13 protein-coding genes are annotated in these 16860 nt (G+C 63.3%); 7 read left to right on the forward strand and 6 right to left on the reverse strand.

Features of this window, described 5'->3' with window-relative positions:
• Nucleotides 1–36: 36 nt before the first annotated feature.
• The gene (locus V3H56_RS17975; protein WP_047737745.1) at nucleotides 37–717 is read left to right on the forward strand and encodes a heavy metal response regulator transcription factor; all 681 of its coding nucleotides are present in this window, start codon (nucleotides 37–39) and stop codon (nucleotides 715–717) included.
• The gene (locus V3H56_RS17980; RefSeq protein WP_047737747.1) at nucleotides 714–2072 is read left to right on the forward strand and encodes a heavy metal sensor histidine kinase; all 1359 of its coding nucleotides are present in this window, start codon (nucleotides 714–716) and stop codon (nucleotides 2070–2072) included. Before V3H56_RS17975 ends, V3H56_RS17980 begins: the two co-directional genes overlap by 4 nt.
• A gap of 137 nt (nucleotides 2073–2209) precedes the next feature.
• On the opposite strand, the gene V3H56_RS17985 is transcribed toward V3H56_RS17980, so the two are convergent.
• The 3 genes from V3H56_RS17985 to V3H56_RS17995 form a co-directional block, all read right to left on the reverse strand.
• The gene (locus V3H56_RS17985) at nucleotides 2210–3454 is read right to left on the reverse strand and encodes a lipoprotein-releasing ABC transporter permease subunit (RefSeq protein WP_338473712.1); all 1245 of its coding nucleotides are present in this window, start codon (nucleotides 3452–3454) and stop codon (nucleotides 2210–2212) included.
• 63 nt (nucleotides 3455–3517) lie between these two features.
• Entirely contained in the window at nucleotides 3518–4201 is a 684-nt protein-coding gene (gene lolD, locus V3H56_RS17990; RefSeq protein WP_172679754.1) for a lipoprotein-releasing ABC transporter ATP-binding protein LolD, read from the reverse strand.
• A gap of 7 nt (nucleotides 4202–4208) precedes the next feature.
• Entirely contained in the window at nucleotides 4209–5459 is a 1251-nt protein-coding gene (locus V3H56_RS17995; protein WP_123579765.1) for a lipoprotein-releasing ABC transporter permease subunit, read from the reverse strand.
• 94 nt (nucleotides 5460–5553) lie between these two features.
• Between V3H56_RS17995 and V3H56_RS18000 the strand changes: the two genes are divergently transcribed.
• Nucleotides 5554–6150, forward strand: coding sequence for a PilZ domain-containing protein (locus V3H56_RS18000; protein WP_047737755.1), 597 nt, complete (start codon nucleotides 5554–5556; stop codon nucleotides 6148–6150).
• Complete coding sequence (locus tag V3H56_RS18005; protein WP_047737757.1) at nucleotides 6147–6869, forward strand: glycerophosphodiester phosphodiesterase family protein; 723 nt, start codon at nucleotides 6147–6149, stop codon at nucleotides 6867–6869. The genes V3H56_RS18000 and V3H56_RS18005 overlap by 4 nt, the downstream gene beginning before the upstream one ends.
• 42 nt (nucleotides 6870–6911) lie before the next feature.
• On the opposite strand, the gene sthA is transcribed toward V3H56_RS18005, so the two are convergent.
• Both sthA and V3H56_RS18015 read right to left on the reverse strand, forming a co-directional pair.
• Entirely contained in the window at nucleotides 6912–8306 is a 1395-nt protein-coding gene (gene sthA / locus V3H56_RS18010) for a Si-specific NAD(P)(+) transhydrogenase (RefSeq protein ID WP_003183399.1), read from the reverse strand.
• Nucleotides 8307–8518: 212 nt separating this feature from the next.
• Complete coding sequence (locus tag V3H56_RS18015) at nucleotides 8519–9508, reverse strand: FAD:protein FMN transferase (protein WP_338474789.1); 990 nt, start codon at nucleotides 9506–9508, stop codon at nucleotides 8519–8521.
• Between the two features lie 233 nt (nucleotides 9509–9741).
• Here V3H56_RS18015 and V3H56_RS18020 point away from each other — a divergent pair, with 233 nt between their 5' ends.
• A complete protein-coding gene (locus V3H56_RS18020; RefSeq protein WP_042732682.1) occupies nucleotides 9742–11040 on the forward strand; it encodes an MFS transporter in 1299 nt (432 codons plus the stop codon).
• A gap of 154 nt (nucleotides 11041–11194) precedes the next feature.
• On the opposite strand, the gene V3H56_RS18025 is transcribed toward V3H56_RS18020, so the two are convergent.
• Nucleotides 11195–12658, reverse strand: a complete 1464-nt coding sequence (locus V3H56_RS18025) for a glyceraldehyde-3-phosphate dehydrogenase (protein WP_042732681.1) — start codon at nucleotides 12656–12658, stop codon at nucleotides 11195–11197.
• 168 nt (nucleotides 12659–12826) lie between these two features.
• Here V3H56_RS18025 and mfd point away from each other — a divergent pair, with 168 nt between their 5' ends.
• Both mfd and V3H56_RS18035 read left to right on the forward strand, forming a co-directional pair.
• Nucleotides 12827–16276 (forward strand): transcription-repair coupling factor, encoded by a 3450-nt coding sequence (gene mfd, locus V3H56_RS18030; protein WP_047737762.1) that lies wholly within the window; start codon nucleotides 12827–12829, stop codon nucleotides 16274–16276.
• A gap of 10 nt (nucleotides 16277–16286) precedes the next feature.
• Nucleotides 16287–16853, forward strand: coding sequence for a CsiV family protein (locus V3H56_RS18035; protein ID WP_042729265.1), 567 nt, complete (start codon nucleotides 16287–16289; stop codon nucleotides 16851–16853).
• The last annotated feature ends 7 nt before the right edge of the window (nucleotides 16854–16860 follow it).

Here is a 16860-nt window from a genome sequence, read left to right on the forward strand (position 1 = left end):
TATAACGCCCCCGTCCCAACCTGTCTTGAGCTGCCCATGAAACTGCTGATCGTCGAAGACCAAACGAAAACCGGCCAATACCTGCGCCAGGGCCTGAGCGAAGCCGGCTTCAACGCCGACCTGGCGGCCGGCGGCATCACCGGCCAGCAGTTGGCCCTGAGTGGCGAATACGCCGTGTTGATCCTCGACGTGATGCTGCCCGGCCGCGATGGCTGGCAGATTCTGCAAGCCGTCCGCGGGGCCGGCCTGGACACGCCGGTGCTGTTCCTCACGGCCCGGGACGCCATACAAGACCGGGTGCACGGCCTGGAACTGGGCGCCGATGATTACCTGGTCAAGCCTTTTGCCTTTTCCGAGTTGCTGGCGCGGGTCCGCAGCCTGTTGCGTCGTGGCGGCTCGACACCCCAGGAAACCAGCCTGCAACTGGCGGACCTGCGCCTGGACCTGATCCGCCGCCGCGTCGAGCGCGCCGGCCGACGCATCGATCTCACCGCCAAGGAATTCGCCTTGCTGGAAATGCTCCTGCGCCGCCAGGGCGAAGTGCTGCCCAAGTCGCTGATCGCTTCGCAGGTCTGGGACATGAATTTCGACAGCGACACCAACGTCATCGAAGTGGCGATCCGGCGCCTGCGCCTCAAGATCGACGACGAATTCCCCAGCAAACTCATCCACACCGTGCGCGGCATGGGCTATGTGCTTGAAGAGCGTGGCCTGTGAGGGGGCCATGGTCGCTGAGCAGTCGCCTGGCCTTGCTGTTCGCCGCCTGTACCGCCGTGGTGTCGCTGTTGGCCGGGGTGCTGTTCAGCCGGGCCAGCGAAGCGCACTTCATCGAACTCGACCAGCAACTGCTGGAGGGCAAGCTGATCGGCCTGCGCCACGCGTTGCAAGACCTCGACGCCGAGCAGGCCCAACGCCGCCTGGAAGATGAACTGAGCCGCCAGGCCGACCTGGCCCTGCGCATCAAGGGCAGCGACGGTGTGCGCTGGTACGACAGTTCGATCCGGATTCCGGCCCGGCTGCCGGAGCGTCCCGGCCTGTCGACCGTCAGCGAAGCCGACAGTGACTACCGCGTGCTGAACGCGCCGCTGTACCCCGAGCGCGCACACTCGCCGCAACTGACCCTGCTGCTGGACATCACCCACCACCAGCATTTTCTCCAGCGCATGCAACGGCTGATCTGGCTGACGGTCGGCCTCTCGGCCCTGGCCACCGCCCTGCTCGGCGCCTGGACCGCCCGGCGCGCCCTGCGACCCTTGCGGCGCATGGGGGTGATCACCGGCGGCGTTTCGGCCCACTCCCTCAACGCCCGTCTACCCGAAGCGCAAATGCCCGCCGAGCTGGCGGAACTGGCCCACAGCATCAACGCCATGCTCGGACGCCTGGATGACGCCTTCCAACGGCTCTCGGCGTTCTCCGCCGACATTGCCCATGAACTACGCACCCCGCTGTCGAACCTGCTGACCCATACCCAGGTCACCCTCACCCGCGAGCGTTCTCTGGAGGATTACCGCGAGGCATTGCACAGCAACCTCGAAGAACTGCAGTGGATGGCGCAACTGGTCAACGACATGTTGTACCTGGCCAAGGCCGACCATGGCCTGCTGGCGCCGAATCGCGAGCCGCTGGCGTTGGCCGAGGAAGTGGACGTGTTGCTGGAATTCTTCGCGCCCCTGGCCGAGGACGCCAACGTGCGCTTGAGTCGCGAGGGCGATGGCGGCCTCGACGGCGACCGCAACATGTTGCGCCGGGCCCTTTCCAACCTGCTGGACAATGCGCTGCGCTTCACCCCCGAAGGGGGCGACGTGCGGGTGCGCATTGTCGATGAGGTCCAAAGAGTCCGCGTCAGCGTGGAGAACAGCGGCGAGGAAATCCCGGCAGATCGTCTGCCACGCCTGTTCGACCGTTTCTACCGCGCCGACCCGGCCCGCCAGGAAAGCCGCAGCGAACACGCCGGCCTGGGCCTGGCCATCACCCGCTCGATCATCCGCGCCCATGGCGGAGAGATCCGCTGTGAATCAGCCGATGGCTGGACCTGCTTTCTGATTGAGTTGCCAAAGCTCCATCAAGCCTGACACATCCCCTTCTGTGGCGAGGGAGCTTGCTCCCGCTTGACCGGGCTGGCGCTCCAGTGCGCAGCGCTCGCCATCTTTGGGGCCGCTACGCAGCCCAGCGGGAGCAAGCTCCCTCGCCACAGGGGGCTGCGCCGGCCTTACGAATACCGCAACGCCTGCGCCGGCTCGATCTTCGCCGCGCGCCAGGCCGGGTAGACGGTGGCGAGGAAACTCAGGATGAACCCGGCCGAGCAGATCAACACCACGTCGCCGCGTTGAAGCTCCGACGGCAGGTTGCTGACGAAGTACACATCGGAACTGAAGATGTGCTGGCCGCTGACCCGCTCCAGCCAGCCCACCAGCGCACTGACATTCAGCGCTGCGATCACCCCCAGCACGCCGCCAATCAGCGTACCGACGATGCCGATCACCGTGCCCTGGACCATGAAGATCGCCATGATCTGTCGTGGCGTGGCGCCGATGGTACGCAGGATCGCGATGTCCGCGCCCTTGTCGTTCACCACCATGATCAGGGTGGCGATGATGTTGAATGCCGCCACCGCGACAATCATCAACAACAGCAGGCCAATCATGGTCTTTTCCATTTTCATGGCACTGAACAGGCTGCCCTGGGTATGGGTCCAGTCGTCGGCCTTGTAGCCGGAACCCAGGCTCGCGGCGATGTCACCGGAAACCTTCGGTGCCGCGTACAGATCCTTCACCGCCAGGCGCACGCTCTGCACCTGGTTCGGCTGCCAATGCTGCATCTGCGCGGCGTCGGCCAGGTGGATCAGGGCCATGGAACCGTCCAGCTCGGCGCCCACCTTGAACACGCCAACCACGTTCAAGCGCTGCATGCGTGGGGTGATGCCACCGGGTGCAGTGCTGACTTCCGGCACAATCAGGGTCAGCTTGTCGCCGACGTTCAGGCGAAAACGCCGGGCGGTGATTTCACCGATCACCACGCCAAACTCGCCCGGTTTCAAGGCGTCGAGGCGGCCTTGGACGATATGCTGGGCAACGATGGACACCTTGCCTTCCTGGGCCGGGTCGACACCGCTGATCTGGATCGGCTGCATCGAACCCTTGTAGCTCAACATGCCCTCCAGCTCAGTGAACGGCACGGCGGCGGTCACTTCGGGATTCTTCAGCGCGGCCGTGGCGACCGGTTGCCAGTCGTCGATCGGATTGACGCCGACGATAGTGGCGTGGGGCACCATGCCGAGGATGCGCGAACTCATTTCGCGCTGGAAGCCGTTCATCACCGACAGCACCACGATCATCGCCAGCACACCCAGGGCGAGGCCGATCATCGAGGTCATGGAGATGAACGAGACAAAGCGATTGCGGCGCTTGGCGCGGGTATAGCGCGTGCCGATAAAGATCGATAACGGTCTGAACATTCGCGGGGCACCGTATGAAAATAAATGACCCGGCACGTGCATCGCGTGCCGGGTTGCGGTCGGTCAGATGGGCGTCAGGCAGCCTTCCTGCAAGTGCAGGACGCGGTCCATCTGCCGGGCCAGGTTCATGTCGTGGGTCACCACCAGAAACGCAGTGCGCATCGAGGTGCTCAGCTCCAGCATCAGGTCCTGGATGCCTTGGGCGGTGTGGGAGTCGAGGTTGCCGGTCGGCTCGTCGAGCATCACCAGCCCAGGCTTGTTGACCAGGGCCCGGGCAATCGCCACGCGCTGGCGCTCGCCACCGGACAGTTCGGCGGGTTTGTGCTCCAGGCGATGCCCCAGCCCTACCCGCTCCAGCAATGCCGTGGCCCGTTGGCGGGCTTCAGGAATCGCGGTGCGGCCAATCAGCAGCGGCATGCAGACGTTTTCCAGGGCGGTGAATTCAGGCAGCAAATGGTGGAATTGGTAGACGAAACCCAGGGCGCGGTTACGCAGCAGGCCACGGGCCTTCTCGTTCAGCGCCGAAAGCTCTTCGCCCGCCAGCCAGACGCTGCCGGAGGTCGGCGTATCGAGACCGCCCAACAGATTGAGCAAGGTACTTTTGCCAGACCCGGAGGTGCCGACGATCGCCACGCGCTCGCCAGGGTGCAACTCCAGTTGCAGGCCCGACAACACCACCACCGACTCCGGGCCTTCCTCGTAGGATTTGCCCAGGTTGCGGCAACTCAAGATCGCTTTTTCACTCATGCCCGACTCACTCATAACGTAACGCCTCCGCCGGCTGGGTGCGTGCGGCACGCCAGGCTGGATACAGGGTGGCGAGGAAACTCAGGACCAACGCGGCGCCGCAGACCATCAACACGTCATCGGCTTGCAACTGCGACGGCAGGTAGTCGATGAAGTACACGTCGGCGTTGAGAAACTTGTGCCCGATCAGGCCTTCGAGGGCAGCGATCGCGGCGCTGACGTTCAGTGCGGCGAACATGCCGACCAGGGCGCCGACGACCGTGCCGATCACGCCGATGACCGTACCCTGGACCATGAAGATCCGCATGATCTGCCCCGGCGTGGCGCCGAGGGTCCGCAGGATGGCGATGTCGCCCTTCTTGTCGTTGACCACCATCACCAGCGTGGAAATGATGTTGAACGCCGCCACGGCGACGATCAGCAGCAACAGCAGGCCGATCATGGCTTTTTCCATGCGGATCGCCTGGTACAGGTTGCCGTGGGTGCGAGTCCAGTCACGGGCGTAGTAGCGGTCTTCGCCGAGCTGCTGGGCAATGTTCCAGGCGGCACGCGGCGCCTGGAACAGATCGTCGAACTTCAACCGCAGGCCCTGGACCTGGTCCGGTTTCCAGCGATGCAGGCGCGCCAGGTCCTGGAGGTTGGTCACGCCCAGGTAACCGTCCAGCTCGCCGGCGCCGACGTGGAAGATGCCGACCACGGTAAAGCGTTTCATGCGCGGGAACATGCCCCCGGGCGTCACGGTGACTTCCGGCGCGACGAACGTCAGCTTGTCGCCGATGGCGGCGCCGAGCTTGGCCGCGGCCTTGTCGCCGATGACGATGCCGAAGCTGCCGGGCGCCAGGTCATCGAGTTTGCCCTGCTTCATGAAGTTGTCGATGATCGACACCTGTCGCTCCAGCCCGGGGTCGATACCGTTGAGCAGCACTTTGGAGACCTTGCCGTTGTTGGTCAGCAACCCCTGCATCTGGGTGAACGGCGCAACGGCCAGCACCTGCGGGTTCTGCTTGACCTTGGCGGCCAGGCTCGGCCAGTCGCTGATGGCCTCGCCGGATTCGAGGGTCGCGTGCGGGACCATGCCCAGCACACGGGTGCGCATTTCATGATCGAAGCCGTTCATCACCGACAACACGACGATCATCACGACCACGCCAAGGGCCAGGCCGATGATGGAGGTCAGGGAAATGAACGATACGAAATGGTTGCGACGCTTTGCACGGGTATAACGCGTGCCGATAAATACGAAGAGAGGTCTGAACATGTCGGGGCTTGTTCGGAGGGAAAAGGAACGTCCTTGTGGCGGGGGTCACAAACCAGCTTTACACTCAGACCACCGCCGCTACCATGGGTTCGCCATGTCGACATTAGATGAAGAAGATCGCCGCGAATACTACCGTATCGAGGACATGATCGCACTGGAAATTCGGCCCCTGTCCATTCCTGAAGCTGCCGGCCAGGAAGTGTTGCAGGATGCGTCTCCATTGTTCAACTTGCTCAGCGAACTGCACCTGAGCGAATTCGAGTCCCAGCATCTGCTGCGCCAGATCAGCGAGCGCGAACGCAGCATCGCGGCGTACCTCAAGGCCATGAACCGCCGCATCGACCTGCTCAGCCAGGTCGTGGCCCTGACCGTGCTCGGCGAGATCGGCGAACCGCAGCCGGTGATCATTTCCGAAGGCGGCATCGATTTCCAATACCCCACGCCCGTCGCCGTCGGCGCCCACCTGTCGATCAAGCTGGTGCTGATGCCCCAGGCCCTGGGCCTGTTGCTGCGCGCTCGGGTGACCCATTGCGATCCCAAGGGCGATGGCTATGACGTCGGCACCGAATTTGAACGCCCGACCGACGCCCAGCGCCAGTTGCTGGCCCGCTACATCCTGCAGAAACAGGCGCAAGAGCGGCGCCTGGCGCGGGAACTGAACGAATCAGGTATCAATAAGGAAGAACCGTGACCCTCATCTATGGCCACCGCGGCGCCAAGGGCGAAGCACCGGAAAACACCCTGACCGGTTTTCAGGAATGCCTCAAGCACGGCGTGCGCCGTTGCGAACTGGACCTGCATTTATCCATGGACGGCGAGTTGATGGTGATCCACGACCCGACCCTCAAGCGCACCACGGATCGTCGGGGCAAGGTGGTGGAGCATTCCGCTGCCGAGCTGGTGACCTACGATGCGCGCAAGGGTGGCCCGGGCTGGATCAAGCCATGCCCGATCCCACGCCTGGAAGAGCTGTTCGAGCAATGTGATTTCGAGCACTGGCAACTGGAGGTCAAGAGCGCCTCGCGCACCCGGGCGGCGGCCACGGTGCTGGGCATCCGCGAAATGGCCCAGCGCTTCGGCCTGCTGGACAAGGTCACCATCACCTCCAGTTCCCGGGAGGTGCTCAAGGCGGCCCTGGAGCTGACCCCGGACATTTCCCGCGGCCTGGTGGCCGAATACGCCTGGCTCGACCCGCTGAAGGTTGCCCAGGGCTATGGCTGCGAGATTCTGGCGTTGAACTGGACCTTGTGCACCCCCGAGCGCCTGATCAAGGCCCAGCGCCAGGGTTTGCATGTGTCGGTGTGGACCGTCAACGAGCCCGCGCTGATGCGCAGGCTCGCCGACTTTGGCGCTGACAGCCTGATTACAGACTTTCCCGGTTTGGCCACCGCCACGCTCGGGAATGGCTGAAATCGGTCTCCCCGGCCGGCTCAGGCCACCGGCCGGAGCCGCTCAAAAAAGCCGGTTGAGCCCGTCGTAAGCCGCTACCCGATAGGCTTCGGCCATGGTCGGGTAGTTGAAGGTGGTGTTAACGAAGTACTTGAGCGTGTTCAACTCGCCCGGCTGGTTCATGATCGCCTGGCCGATGTGCACGATCTCGGAGGCCTGGTAGCCGAAGCAGTGCACGCCGAGCACTTCCAGGGTCTCGCGATGGAACAGGATCTTGAGCATGCCTTGCGGCTCGCCGGCGATCTGCGCCCGCGCCATGCTCTTGAAGAAGGCCTTGCCCACTTCATACGGCACCTTGGCCTGGGTCAGTTCCTGCTCGTTCTTGCCGATCGAGCTGATTTCCGGAATGGTGTAGATGCCGGTCGGCACGTCGTTGACGAAGCGCCAGCTGCCGTTGTCGACGATGCTGCCGGCGGCCGAGCGACCCTGGTCGTGGGCGGCACTGGCCAGGCTTGGCCAGCCGATCACGTCACCGGCGCCGTAGATGTTCGGCACACAGGTGCGGTAGTTTTCGTCGACTTCGATCTGGCCGCGGCTGTTGACCTTCACGCCGATATTTTCCAGGCCCAGGGTGTCGGTGTTGCCGGTACGCCCGTTGCACCAGAGCAAGGCGTCGGCCTTGATCTTCTTGCCGGATTTGAGGTGCAGGATCACGCCATTGTCGACACCTTCGACGCGATCGTAGTCTTCGTTATGACGCACCGTGATGTTGTTGTTGCTGAAGTGATAGCTCAGGGCCTGGGAGATTTCCGAGTCCAGGAAGCTCAGCAACTGGCCGCGGTTGTCCACCAGTTCCACCAGCACCCCCAGGCCGCTGAAGATCGAGGCATATTCGCAACCGATCACGCCGGCGCCGTAGACGATCAGCTTACGCGGGGTATGGCCCAGGCTCAGGATGGTATCGCTGTCGTAGATACGCGCGTGGTTGAAATCGATGTCGGCCGGACGGTACGGGCGCGAACCGGTGGCGATGATGATGTGCTTGGCCACTAGTTTTTCGACCACGCCATTGCCGCAGACCACTTCCACCGTCTGCTCGTCGGCGAAGCTGCCGGTGCCGAAGAACACGTCGACCCGGTTACGGGCGTAGTAGCCGGTACGCGAGGCCACTTGCTTGGAGATGACCTTCTCGGCGCTCTTGAGCACGTCCGGGAAGGAGAACCAGCGCGGCTCACCGATGGCCCGGAACATCGGGTTGGTGTTGAACTGCATGATCTGCCGGACCGAGTGACGCAAGGCCTTGGACGGGATGGTGCCCAAGTGGGTGCAGTTGCCGCCGACCTGCCGACGGCTGTCGACCATCGCCACCTTGCGCCCTGCCTTGGCGGCGTTCATTGCCGCGCCTTCCCCCGCCGGGCCGGAACCCAGTACCACCACGTCGTAGTTGTAGACAGCCATGCGTACTCCTCAGAACAGGCCGCGGCACCCGGTATGGTACCTGCGGCTAAATCATGCCGGGTCGCGGCATGAAGGAACAATTTTCAGGCCGGTTCACGAGCCCGGCCACAGTCTATAGAAGCGTCAACGCCGCGCACATTACCCCTTGGTCGCGTCAGAGGCTAGTTTTGCCTGCGCTATTTCGCCACAGGTAGCCTTTCGTCAAGCTGTCATCACTGGGTTTTCCCGCTACTGATCCGTTCAAACGCATCATTGGTACGCGTGACAAAACGCTCGCCATCGCGCATCACGAAAAATACCCCGATGCCGTGTTTCTCGGCATAGTCCCACCCCCGTTCAGGCCCGAGGATCAGCAACAGCGTCGACAGTCCATCGGCCATCAGCGCCGAAGGATGAATCACTGTGACCGACGCCAGGTTGTGCAGGACCGGTGCACCGGTGTGTGCATCGAAGGTGTGGGAATAGCGCGCGCCGTCCTGTTCGAAATATCGGCGGTAATCGCCAGATGTTGAAACCCCGTAGCCATCGACTTCGATAACGCGTTCAGCCACCTGCCGGTCATCCCGGGGCTCTTCCAGGGCGACGCGCCAGGGCGAGCCATCGGGCTTGCGCCCAGCCGCCTTGAGTTCGCCAGTGGCTTCGGCCAGGTAACTGTCGATGCCCAAGGCCTGGAGCCGGGCAGCGATCCGGTCGACCGCGTAGCCGGCGGCGATACTGTTGAAGTCGACTTCCACCGCGGCGTCCTTGCACAACCGGTCGCCCTCGATGCGCAAATGACCATGACCGACGCGCTGGCGGGCCTGGGCCAAGGCCTCGGCGCTGGGCACTTGCTCGCCCCGGGACTGCGGGCCGAACCCCCACAGGTTCAGCAACGGTTCTACCGTCAGGTCAAAGGCGCCGTCGCTCTGGACGGACAACTGCTCGCCCACCCGCACCAACTCCAGCACCGCAGCCGGCATCACCTGGCAACTGTTGGCCGGCAGCGCGTTGAAGCGCTCGATGTCCGAGTCGCTGCGGTAGGTCGAAAACTGCCGATCCACATCGGCGAGGATACTTTCCACCTCGGCCTGCACCGCTTCCGGACGAGGCGTGGCCCGATGGCTGACGTATTGAATGGAATAGCGACTGCCCATGGTCGGACCGTCGAAACGCTCCAGGGTGTCGCCGTTGCCACAGCCGGACAGGATGCCCACGAAAAACACAAGCTTGCGCCAGCGTCCAGTTAACAAATCTTCATCTCCCCTCAAAACCACGCCCGCCATTATGGGCTTGAGCGCCAGTCAGTCCAGACGCAAAACCTGTGGGAGCGGACTTGCGCGCGAACGCGATTGCGCGGGCGGCATCTCTCTTGGATGTGTCGCCCTCTTCGCGAGCAAGCCCGCTCCCACAGAGAGATACAACCCCCTACAAGATTTGCCAGAGTGAGTACCCCTTCATGTCTTCCAATACAAGCAACGGCAAGGCGATTTTCCGCGTTGTCAGCGGCAACTTCCTGGAGATGTTCGACTTCATGGTCTATGGCTTCTACGCCACGGCCATCGCCAAGACGTTCTTCCCGACCGACAGCGCGTTCGCCTCGCTGATGCTGTCCCTGGCCACGTTCGGTGCCGGGTTCCTGATGCGCCCCCTGGGGGCGATTTTCCTCGGTGCGTACATTGACCGCCACGGCCGGCGCAAAGGCCTGATCATCACCCTGGCAATGATGGCCGCCGGCACGATACTGATCGCCTGCGTGCCCGGCTACGCCACCCTGGGCGTGGCGGCTCCCTTGCTGGTGCTGCTGGGCCGCCTGCTGCAAGGCTTCTCCGCCGGGGTCGAACTGGGTGGCGTATCGGTGTACCTGGCGGAAATCTCCACGCCGGGGCGCAAGGGCTTCTTCGTCAGTTGGCAATCGGCCAGCCAACAAGCGGCCGTGGTCTTCGCCGGCCTGCTGGGGGTGGGCCTCAATCACTGGCTCAGCCCACAGGAGATGGGTGAATGGGGTTGGCGCGTGCCGTTCCTGGTGGGTTGCATGATCGTCCCGGCGATTTTCGTGATCCGTCGCTCCCTGGAAGAAACACCTGAGTTCCAGGCGAGAAAACATCGCCCTACCCTGTCGGAGATCATCCGCTCCATCGGTCAGAACTTCGGTATCGTCCTGGCCGGCATGGCACTGGTGGTGATGACCACGGTGTCGTTCTACCTGATCACCGCCTACACGCCGACCTTCGGCAAAGCCGAGTTGAACCTGTCGGACTTGGATGCATTGCTGGTCACCGTGTGCATTGGCCTGTCGAACTTCTTCTGGCTGCCGGTGATGGGGGCACTTTCGGACAAGATCGGACGCAAGCCCTTGCTGCTTGCCGCGACGATCCTGGCCATCCTGACCGCCTACCCGGCGCTGTCCTGGCTGGTGGCGAACCCCAGTTTCAGCCATTTGCTGATCGTCGAATTGTGGCTGTCGTTCCTGTACGGATCGTACAACGGCGCCATGGTGGTGGCCTTGACGGAAATCATGCCGGTGGAAGTGCGCACCACCGGTTTTTCCCTGGCCTACAGCCTGGCGACCGCAACGTTCGGCGGGTTTACGCCGGCGGCCTGTACTTATCTGATCCATGTGCTCGACAACAAGGCGGCGCCGGGGATATGGCTCAGTGGTGCGGCGGTGCTGGGGCTGATTGCAACCCTGGTGCTGTTCAAGGGCAATCGTCATGCGTTGCGCACTGCGCAGGCTTCGGTAGTCGGAGGCGCCTGATCGATCGCCTTCGCGGGCAAGCCCGCTCCTACAATTTGTCCGCTTATTCTGTGGGAGCGGGCTTGCCCGCGAAGACGGCCTACCCGTCACTGCAAAAAACCCAGACAAAAAAAACGCCCCGACAAGTCGGGGCGTTTTCATGTGCGGCGAGAGCTTAGCGCGGGAACGCTGGCGGGTTCACACCGGCCATGTCTTCCATCACGCGAACCACCTGGCAGCTGTAACCGAACTCGTTGTCGTACCAGACGTACAGCACAACGCGGTTGTCGTTGCAGATGGTGGCTTCAGCATCGACCACACCGGCGTGGCGCGAGCCCACGAAGTCGGTGGACACCACTTCCTGCGAATTGACGAAATCGATCTGCTTGTGCAGGTCGGAGTGCAGCGCCATGTAGCGCAGGTACTCGTTCATCTCTTCACGGCTGGTGGCTTTCTCAAGGTTCAGGTTGAGAATGGCCATCGACACGTTTGGCGTCGGAACGCGGATCGCGTTGCCGGTCAGCTTGCCGGCCAGCTCAGGCAGGGCCTTGGCAGCGGCGGTGGCCGCACCGGTCTCGGTGATGACCATGTTCAGCGCGGCGCTGCGGCCACGGCGATCGCCCTTGTGGAAGTTGTCGATCAGGTTCTGGTCGTTGGTGTACGAGTGAACCGTCTCAACGTGACCGTTGACGATGCCGAACTTGTCGTTCACGGCCTTGAGCACCGGCACGATGGCGTTGGTGGTGCAGGAAGCGGCGGAAACGATCTTGTCGTCAGCGGTGATATCGCCATGGTTGATACCGTGGACGATGTTCTTCAGCTTGCCTTTGCCAGGCGCGGTCAGGACCACGCGGTCGATACCCGGGCAGGCCAGGTGCTGGCCCAGGCCGTCGGCGTCACGCCATACGCCAGTGTTGTCCACCAGCAGTGCATCCTTGATGCCGTACTGGGTGTAGTCCACCTCGGTCGGGTTCTTCGCGTAGATCACCTGGATCAGGTTGCCGTTGGCGCAGATGGTGTTGTTTTCTTCGTCGATGGTAATGGTGCCATTGAACGAACCATGGACCGAATCACGGCGCAGCAGGCTGGCACGTTTGGTCAGGTCGTTCTCGGCGCCCTTGCGCACCACGATGGCCCGCAGGCGCAGGCCGTCGCCGCCACCGGTCTTCTCGATCAGGATGCGCGCCAGCAGGCGGCCGATGCGGCCGAAGCCGTACAGGACCACGTCGGTGCCTTTACGCGCCGAAGCGTTCTGCTGGCCAACCACGTCGGCCATTTCCTCGCGCACGAACTGCTCGGCAGTACGGCCGTTGGCCTGGGTCTTGAACTTGACGGCCAGCTTGCCCAGGTCCACCGAGGCGGCGCCGAGCTTGAGCTCGCTCATCGCCTTGAGCAGGGGGAAAGTTTCGTGGACGGACAATTCGCTGTCGTCGGACTGACGGTGGCGAGCAAAGCGGTGGGCTTTGAGAATCGCGATGACAGACTGGTTGATCAGGCTGCGGCCATAGATCGAGCTCACCACGTTGTTATTGCGGTAGAGCTGACCGATGAGAGGGATCATCGCTTCGGCGAGCGCTTCACGATCAATCCATTCACCAAGACACTGGTCGGGCTTCTGAGTCACGGGAACCTTCCACATGTAGGGGCTGAAAAAAGGGGCTACATTATGCCGCCGAGTCCACGGCGGAGCAATGCGCGCCTGTCGCACCATGGTTTTCCTGCCTGCCAGGCCAGTCTGCGACTGACAGCAGCCCCCTTCCCCCGCTACACTTGTCGACTTTGTCGCAACGCTGGAGCTCAATCTTCCGTGCCCGTTCTGCGTCTTCCGCATCTCCCTGCCGCGGCAGGTAAACAGCACTGGGGCAACCTGCCCGGTGCCGCCCTGAGCCTGGCCATCGCCGAGGCTGCCAGCGCTGCCAAGCGCTTTACCCTGCTGCTGACCGCCGACAGCCAAAGTGCCGAACGGCTGGAGCAGGCGCTGGGGTTCTTCGCGCCGGACTTGCCCGTGCTGCATTTCCCGGACTGGGAAACCCTGCCCTACGATCTTTTTTCGCCCCACCAGGACATCATTTCCCAGCGAATCGCCAGCCTCTATCGGCTGCCGGAGCTCAGTCATGGCGTTTTGGTAGTGCCAATCACCACGGCCCTACATCGCCTGGCACCGACCCAATTTCTGCTCGGCAGCAGCCTGGTGCTGGACATCGGCCAGAAGCTCGACGTCGAGCAGATGCGCACCCGCCTGGAGGCCAGCGGCTATCGCTGCGTCGACACGGTGTACGAGCACGGCGAGTTCGCGGTACGCGGCGCGCTGATCGACCTGTTCCCGATGGGCAGCAAGCTGCCGTATCGCATCGACCTGTTCGATGACGAAATCGAGACCCTGCGCACCTTCGACCCGGAAAACCAGCGTTCCATCGACAAGGTCCAGTCGATCCGCCTGTTGCCGGCCAAAGAGTTCCCGCTGCAGAAAGAGGCCGTGACGCGCTTCAAGGCGCGCTTTCGCGAACGCTTCGACGTGGACTTCCGGCGTTGCCCGATCTTCCAGGACCTGAGCAGTGGGATCACTCCCGCCGGCATCGAGTACTACCTGCCGCTGTTCTTCGAAGAAACCTCGACCCTGTTCGACTACCTGCCCCAGGACACCCAGGTGTTCTCCTTGCCCGGTATCGAACAGGCGGCGGAGAACTTCTGGAACGACGTGCGCAACCGCTACGAAGAGCGCCGCGTCGACCCTTCCCGGCCTCTATTGCCGCCGGCCGAACTGTTCCTGCCGGTCGAAGACTGTTTCGCCCGCCTCAAACACTGGCCACGCGTGGTGGCGAGCCAGCAGGACGTGGAAACCGGCGTTGGTCGTGAGCGCTTTCCGGCCAGGCCGTTGCCCGACCTGGCGATCGAAGCCAAGGCCTCGCAACCGCTGGCGGCGCTGGCGGGTTTTCTCGACGGTTTTCCTGGCCGCGTGCTGTTCACCGCCGAAACCGCGGGGCGCCGCGAAGTGCTGCTGGATCTGCTCGAACGCCTGAAGCTGCGGCCCAGGACGGTCGAAAGCTGGCCGGACTTCATCACCAGCAAGGATCGCCTGGCGATCACCATCGCGCCGCTGGATGAAGGCCTGGTACTCGACGACCCGGCGTTGGCCCTGGTGGCCGAGAGCCCACTGTTCGGCCAACGTGTCATGCAGCGTCGGCGCCGCGAGAAACGCGCCGACGCCGCCAACGACGCCGTCATCAAGAACCTCACCGAGTTGCGCGAAGGCGCCCCGGTGGTGCACATCGACCACGGCGTGGGCCGCTACCTGGGCCTGGCGACGCTGGAAATCGACGGCCAGGCCGCCGAATTTCTGACCCTCGAATACGCCGAAGGCGCCAAGCTCTACGTTCCCGTGGCGAACCTGCACCTGATCGCGCGCTACACCGGCAGCGACGATGCCCTCGCCCCCCTGCATCGCCTGGGCTCGGAAACCTGGCAGAAAGCCAAGCGCAAAGCCGCCGAACAGGTGCGCGACGTGGCCGCCGAATTGCTCGACATCTACGCCCGCCGCGCCGCCCGCGAAGGGTATGCATTCGCCGACCCGAAAGCCGACTACGAAACCTTCAGCGCCGGCTTCCCGTTCGAGGAAACCGTCGACCAGCAGACCACCATCGAAGCCGTGCGCGCCGACATGCTCGCACCCAAGCCGATGGACCGCCTGGTGTGTGGCGACGTGGGCTTCGGCAAGACCGAAGTGGCCATGCGCGCCGCGTTCATCGCTGTGCACGCCGGCAAGCAGGTAGCGATCCTGGTGCCCACCACCCTGCTCGCCCAACAGCATTACAACAGTTTCCGCGACCGTTTCGCCGACTGGCCGGTGACCGTGGAAGTGATGAGCCGCTTCAAGTCCGCCAAGGAAGTGAACGCCGCCGTCGCGGACCTGGCCGAAGGCAAGATCGACATCGTCATCGGCACGCACAAGCTGCTGCAGGACGATGTGAAGATCAAGAACCTCGGGCTGGTGATCATCGACGAAGAACACCGCTTCGGGGTGCGCCAGAAAGAACAGCTCAAGGCTTTGCGCAGCGAAGTCGACATCCTCACCCTGACCGCCACGCCGATCCCACGCACGCTCAATATGGCGGTGTCGGGCATGCGCGACCTGTCGATCATCGCCACGCCACCGGCCCGGCGCCTGTCGGTGCGTACGTTCGTCATGGAGCAGAACAAGAGCACGGTCAAGGAAGCCCTGCTGCGCGAGTTGCTGCGTGGCGGCCAGGTCTATTACCTGCACAACGACGTGAAGACCATCGAGAAATGCGCCGCCGACCTGGCCGAACTGGTGCCGGAAGCCCGCATCGGCATCGGCCACGGGCAGATGCGCGAACGCGAACTCGAACAGGTGATGAGCGACTTCTACCACAAGCGCTTCAACGTGCTGATCGCCTCGACCATCATCGAGACCGGCATCGACGTGCCGAGCGCCAACACCATCATCATCGAGCGGGCCGACAAGTTCGGCCTGGCCCAGTTGCACCAGTTGCGTGGTCGGGTCGGGCGTAGCCACCACCAGGCCTACGCCTACCTGTTGACACCGCCGCGCCAGCAGATCACTCCGGACGCGGAAAAGCGCCTGGAGGCCATCGCCAACACCCAGGACCTGGGCGCCGGCTTCGTGCTGGCCACCAACGACCTGGAAATCCGCGGCGCCGGCGAATTGCTGGGCGACGGCCAGAGCGGCCAGATCCAGGCCGTCGGCTTCACCCTGTACATGGAAATGCTCGAACGGGCGGTCAAGTCGATCCGCAAGGGCGAACAGCCGAACCTCGACCAACCGCTGGGCGGCGGACCGGAAATCAACCTGCGGGTGCCGGCGCTGATACCCGAAGACTACCTGCCGGACGTCCACGCGCGGCTGATCCTCTACAAACGCATCGCCTCGGCCAGCGACGAGGAAGGCCTCAAAGACTTGCAAGTGGAGATGATCGACCGCTTCGGCCTGCTGCCGGAACCGACCAAGCACCTGGTCCGCACCACGCTGCTCAAGCTCAAGGCCGAGCAACTGGGGATCAAGAAAGTCGATGGCGGCCCCAATGGCGGGCGCATTGAGTTCGAGGCCCAGACACCGGTCGACCCACTGGTGCTGATCAAGCTGATCCAGGGCCAGCCCAAGCGCTACAAGTTCGAAGGCGCCACGATGTTCAAGTTCATGGTGCCCATGGAACGCCCGGAAGAGCGTTTCAATACCGTAGAAGCGCTGTTCGAGCGCCTAACCCCGACCACTGCTTGAAGGACGCCACATGCGCCTGTTTCGCTCACTGACCTTGTTGATGACCCTGGTCGCTCCCCTGGCGTTTGCCGACGACCTGTATCAGGTTGAAATGATCCTGGTGCGGCAGAACGCGGAGCCGGCAATCATCAGCCGCGCCGCGCCGGAAGACTGGGACGCCGGCGCGCGACGCCTGGACGCCAATGCCCAACGCACACCGGCACTGGGCGCCATCGTGGAAAAACTCAACGCCAGCGGCCAATACACGGTATTGATGCACAAGGCCTGGCAGCAGAACGTCGGCGAACAGGGCAGCAAGATTGCCATCAGCGAGGGCACCGAACAGTTCGGGCAATTCCCCATCGAGGGCACCCTGGAACTGAAACTGGGCCGCTTCACCGACGTCGACGCCGACTTCTGGATCAACCAGATCGACGCCAATGGGCTGGTCACCGCCAGCGAACGCCTGAAACAGCAGAGTCACACCAAGAATGGCCAGCTGAACTTCCTCGACAATGGCCACCTTGGCCTGCTGATCAAGCTCACCTCGCTGACCGCGCCTGCACCCCGCCAGTCCCCTGACGTCATTCCGGACTGAGTGGCGC

The sequence above is a fragment of the Pseudomonas sp. MS646 genome (assembly GCF_036693845.1).
GTDB lineage: Bacteria > Pseudomonadota > Gammaproteobacteria > Pseudomonadales > Pseudomonadaceae > Aquipseudomonas > Aquipseudomonas chlororaphis_E.

Coding starts and splice junctions, on each gene's coding strand:
- V3H56_RS18035 (WP_042729265.1), top strand. CDS start 16,287: ATGCGCCTGTTTCGCTCACTGACCTTGTTGATGACCCTGGTCGCTCCC.
- V3H56_RS18025 (WP_042732681.1), bottom strand. CDS start 12,658: ATGTGGAAGGTTCCCGTGACTCAGAAGCCCGACCAGTGTCTTGGTGAA.
- V3H56_RS18020 (WP_042732682.1), top strand. CDS start 9,742: ATGTCTTCCAATACAAGCAACGGCAAGGCGATTTTCCGCGTTGTCAGC.
- V3H56_RS18000 (WP_047737755.1), top strand. CDS start 5,554: ATGTCGACATTAGATGAAGAAGATCGCCGCGAATACTACCGTATCGAG.
- V3H56_RS17975 (WP_047737745.1), top strand. CDS start 37: ATGAAACTGCTGATCGTCGAAGACCAAACGAAAACCGGCCAATACCTG.
- sthA (WP_003183399.1), bottom strand. CDS start 8,306: ATGGCTGTCTACAACTACGACGTGGTGGTACTGGGTTCCGGCCCGGCG.
- V3H56_RS17985 (WP_338473712.1), bottom strand. CDS start 3,454: ATGTTCAGACCGTTATCGATCTTTATCGGCACGCGCTATACCCGCGCC.
- V3H56_RS17995 (WP_123579765.1), bottom strand. CDS start 5,459: ATGTTCAGACCTCTCTTCGTATTTATCGGCACGCGTTATACCCGTGCA.
- lolD (WP_172679754.1), bottom strand. CDS start 4,201: ATGAGTGAAAAAGCGATCTTGAGTTGCCGCAACCTGGGCAAATCCTAC.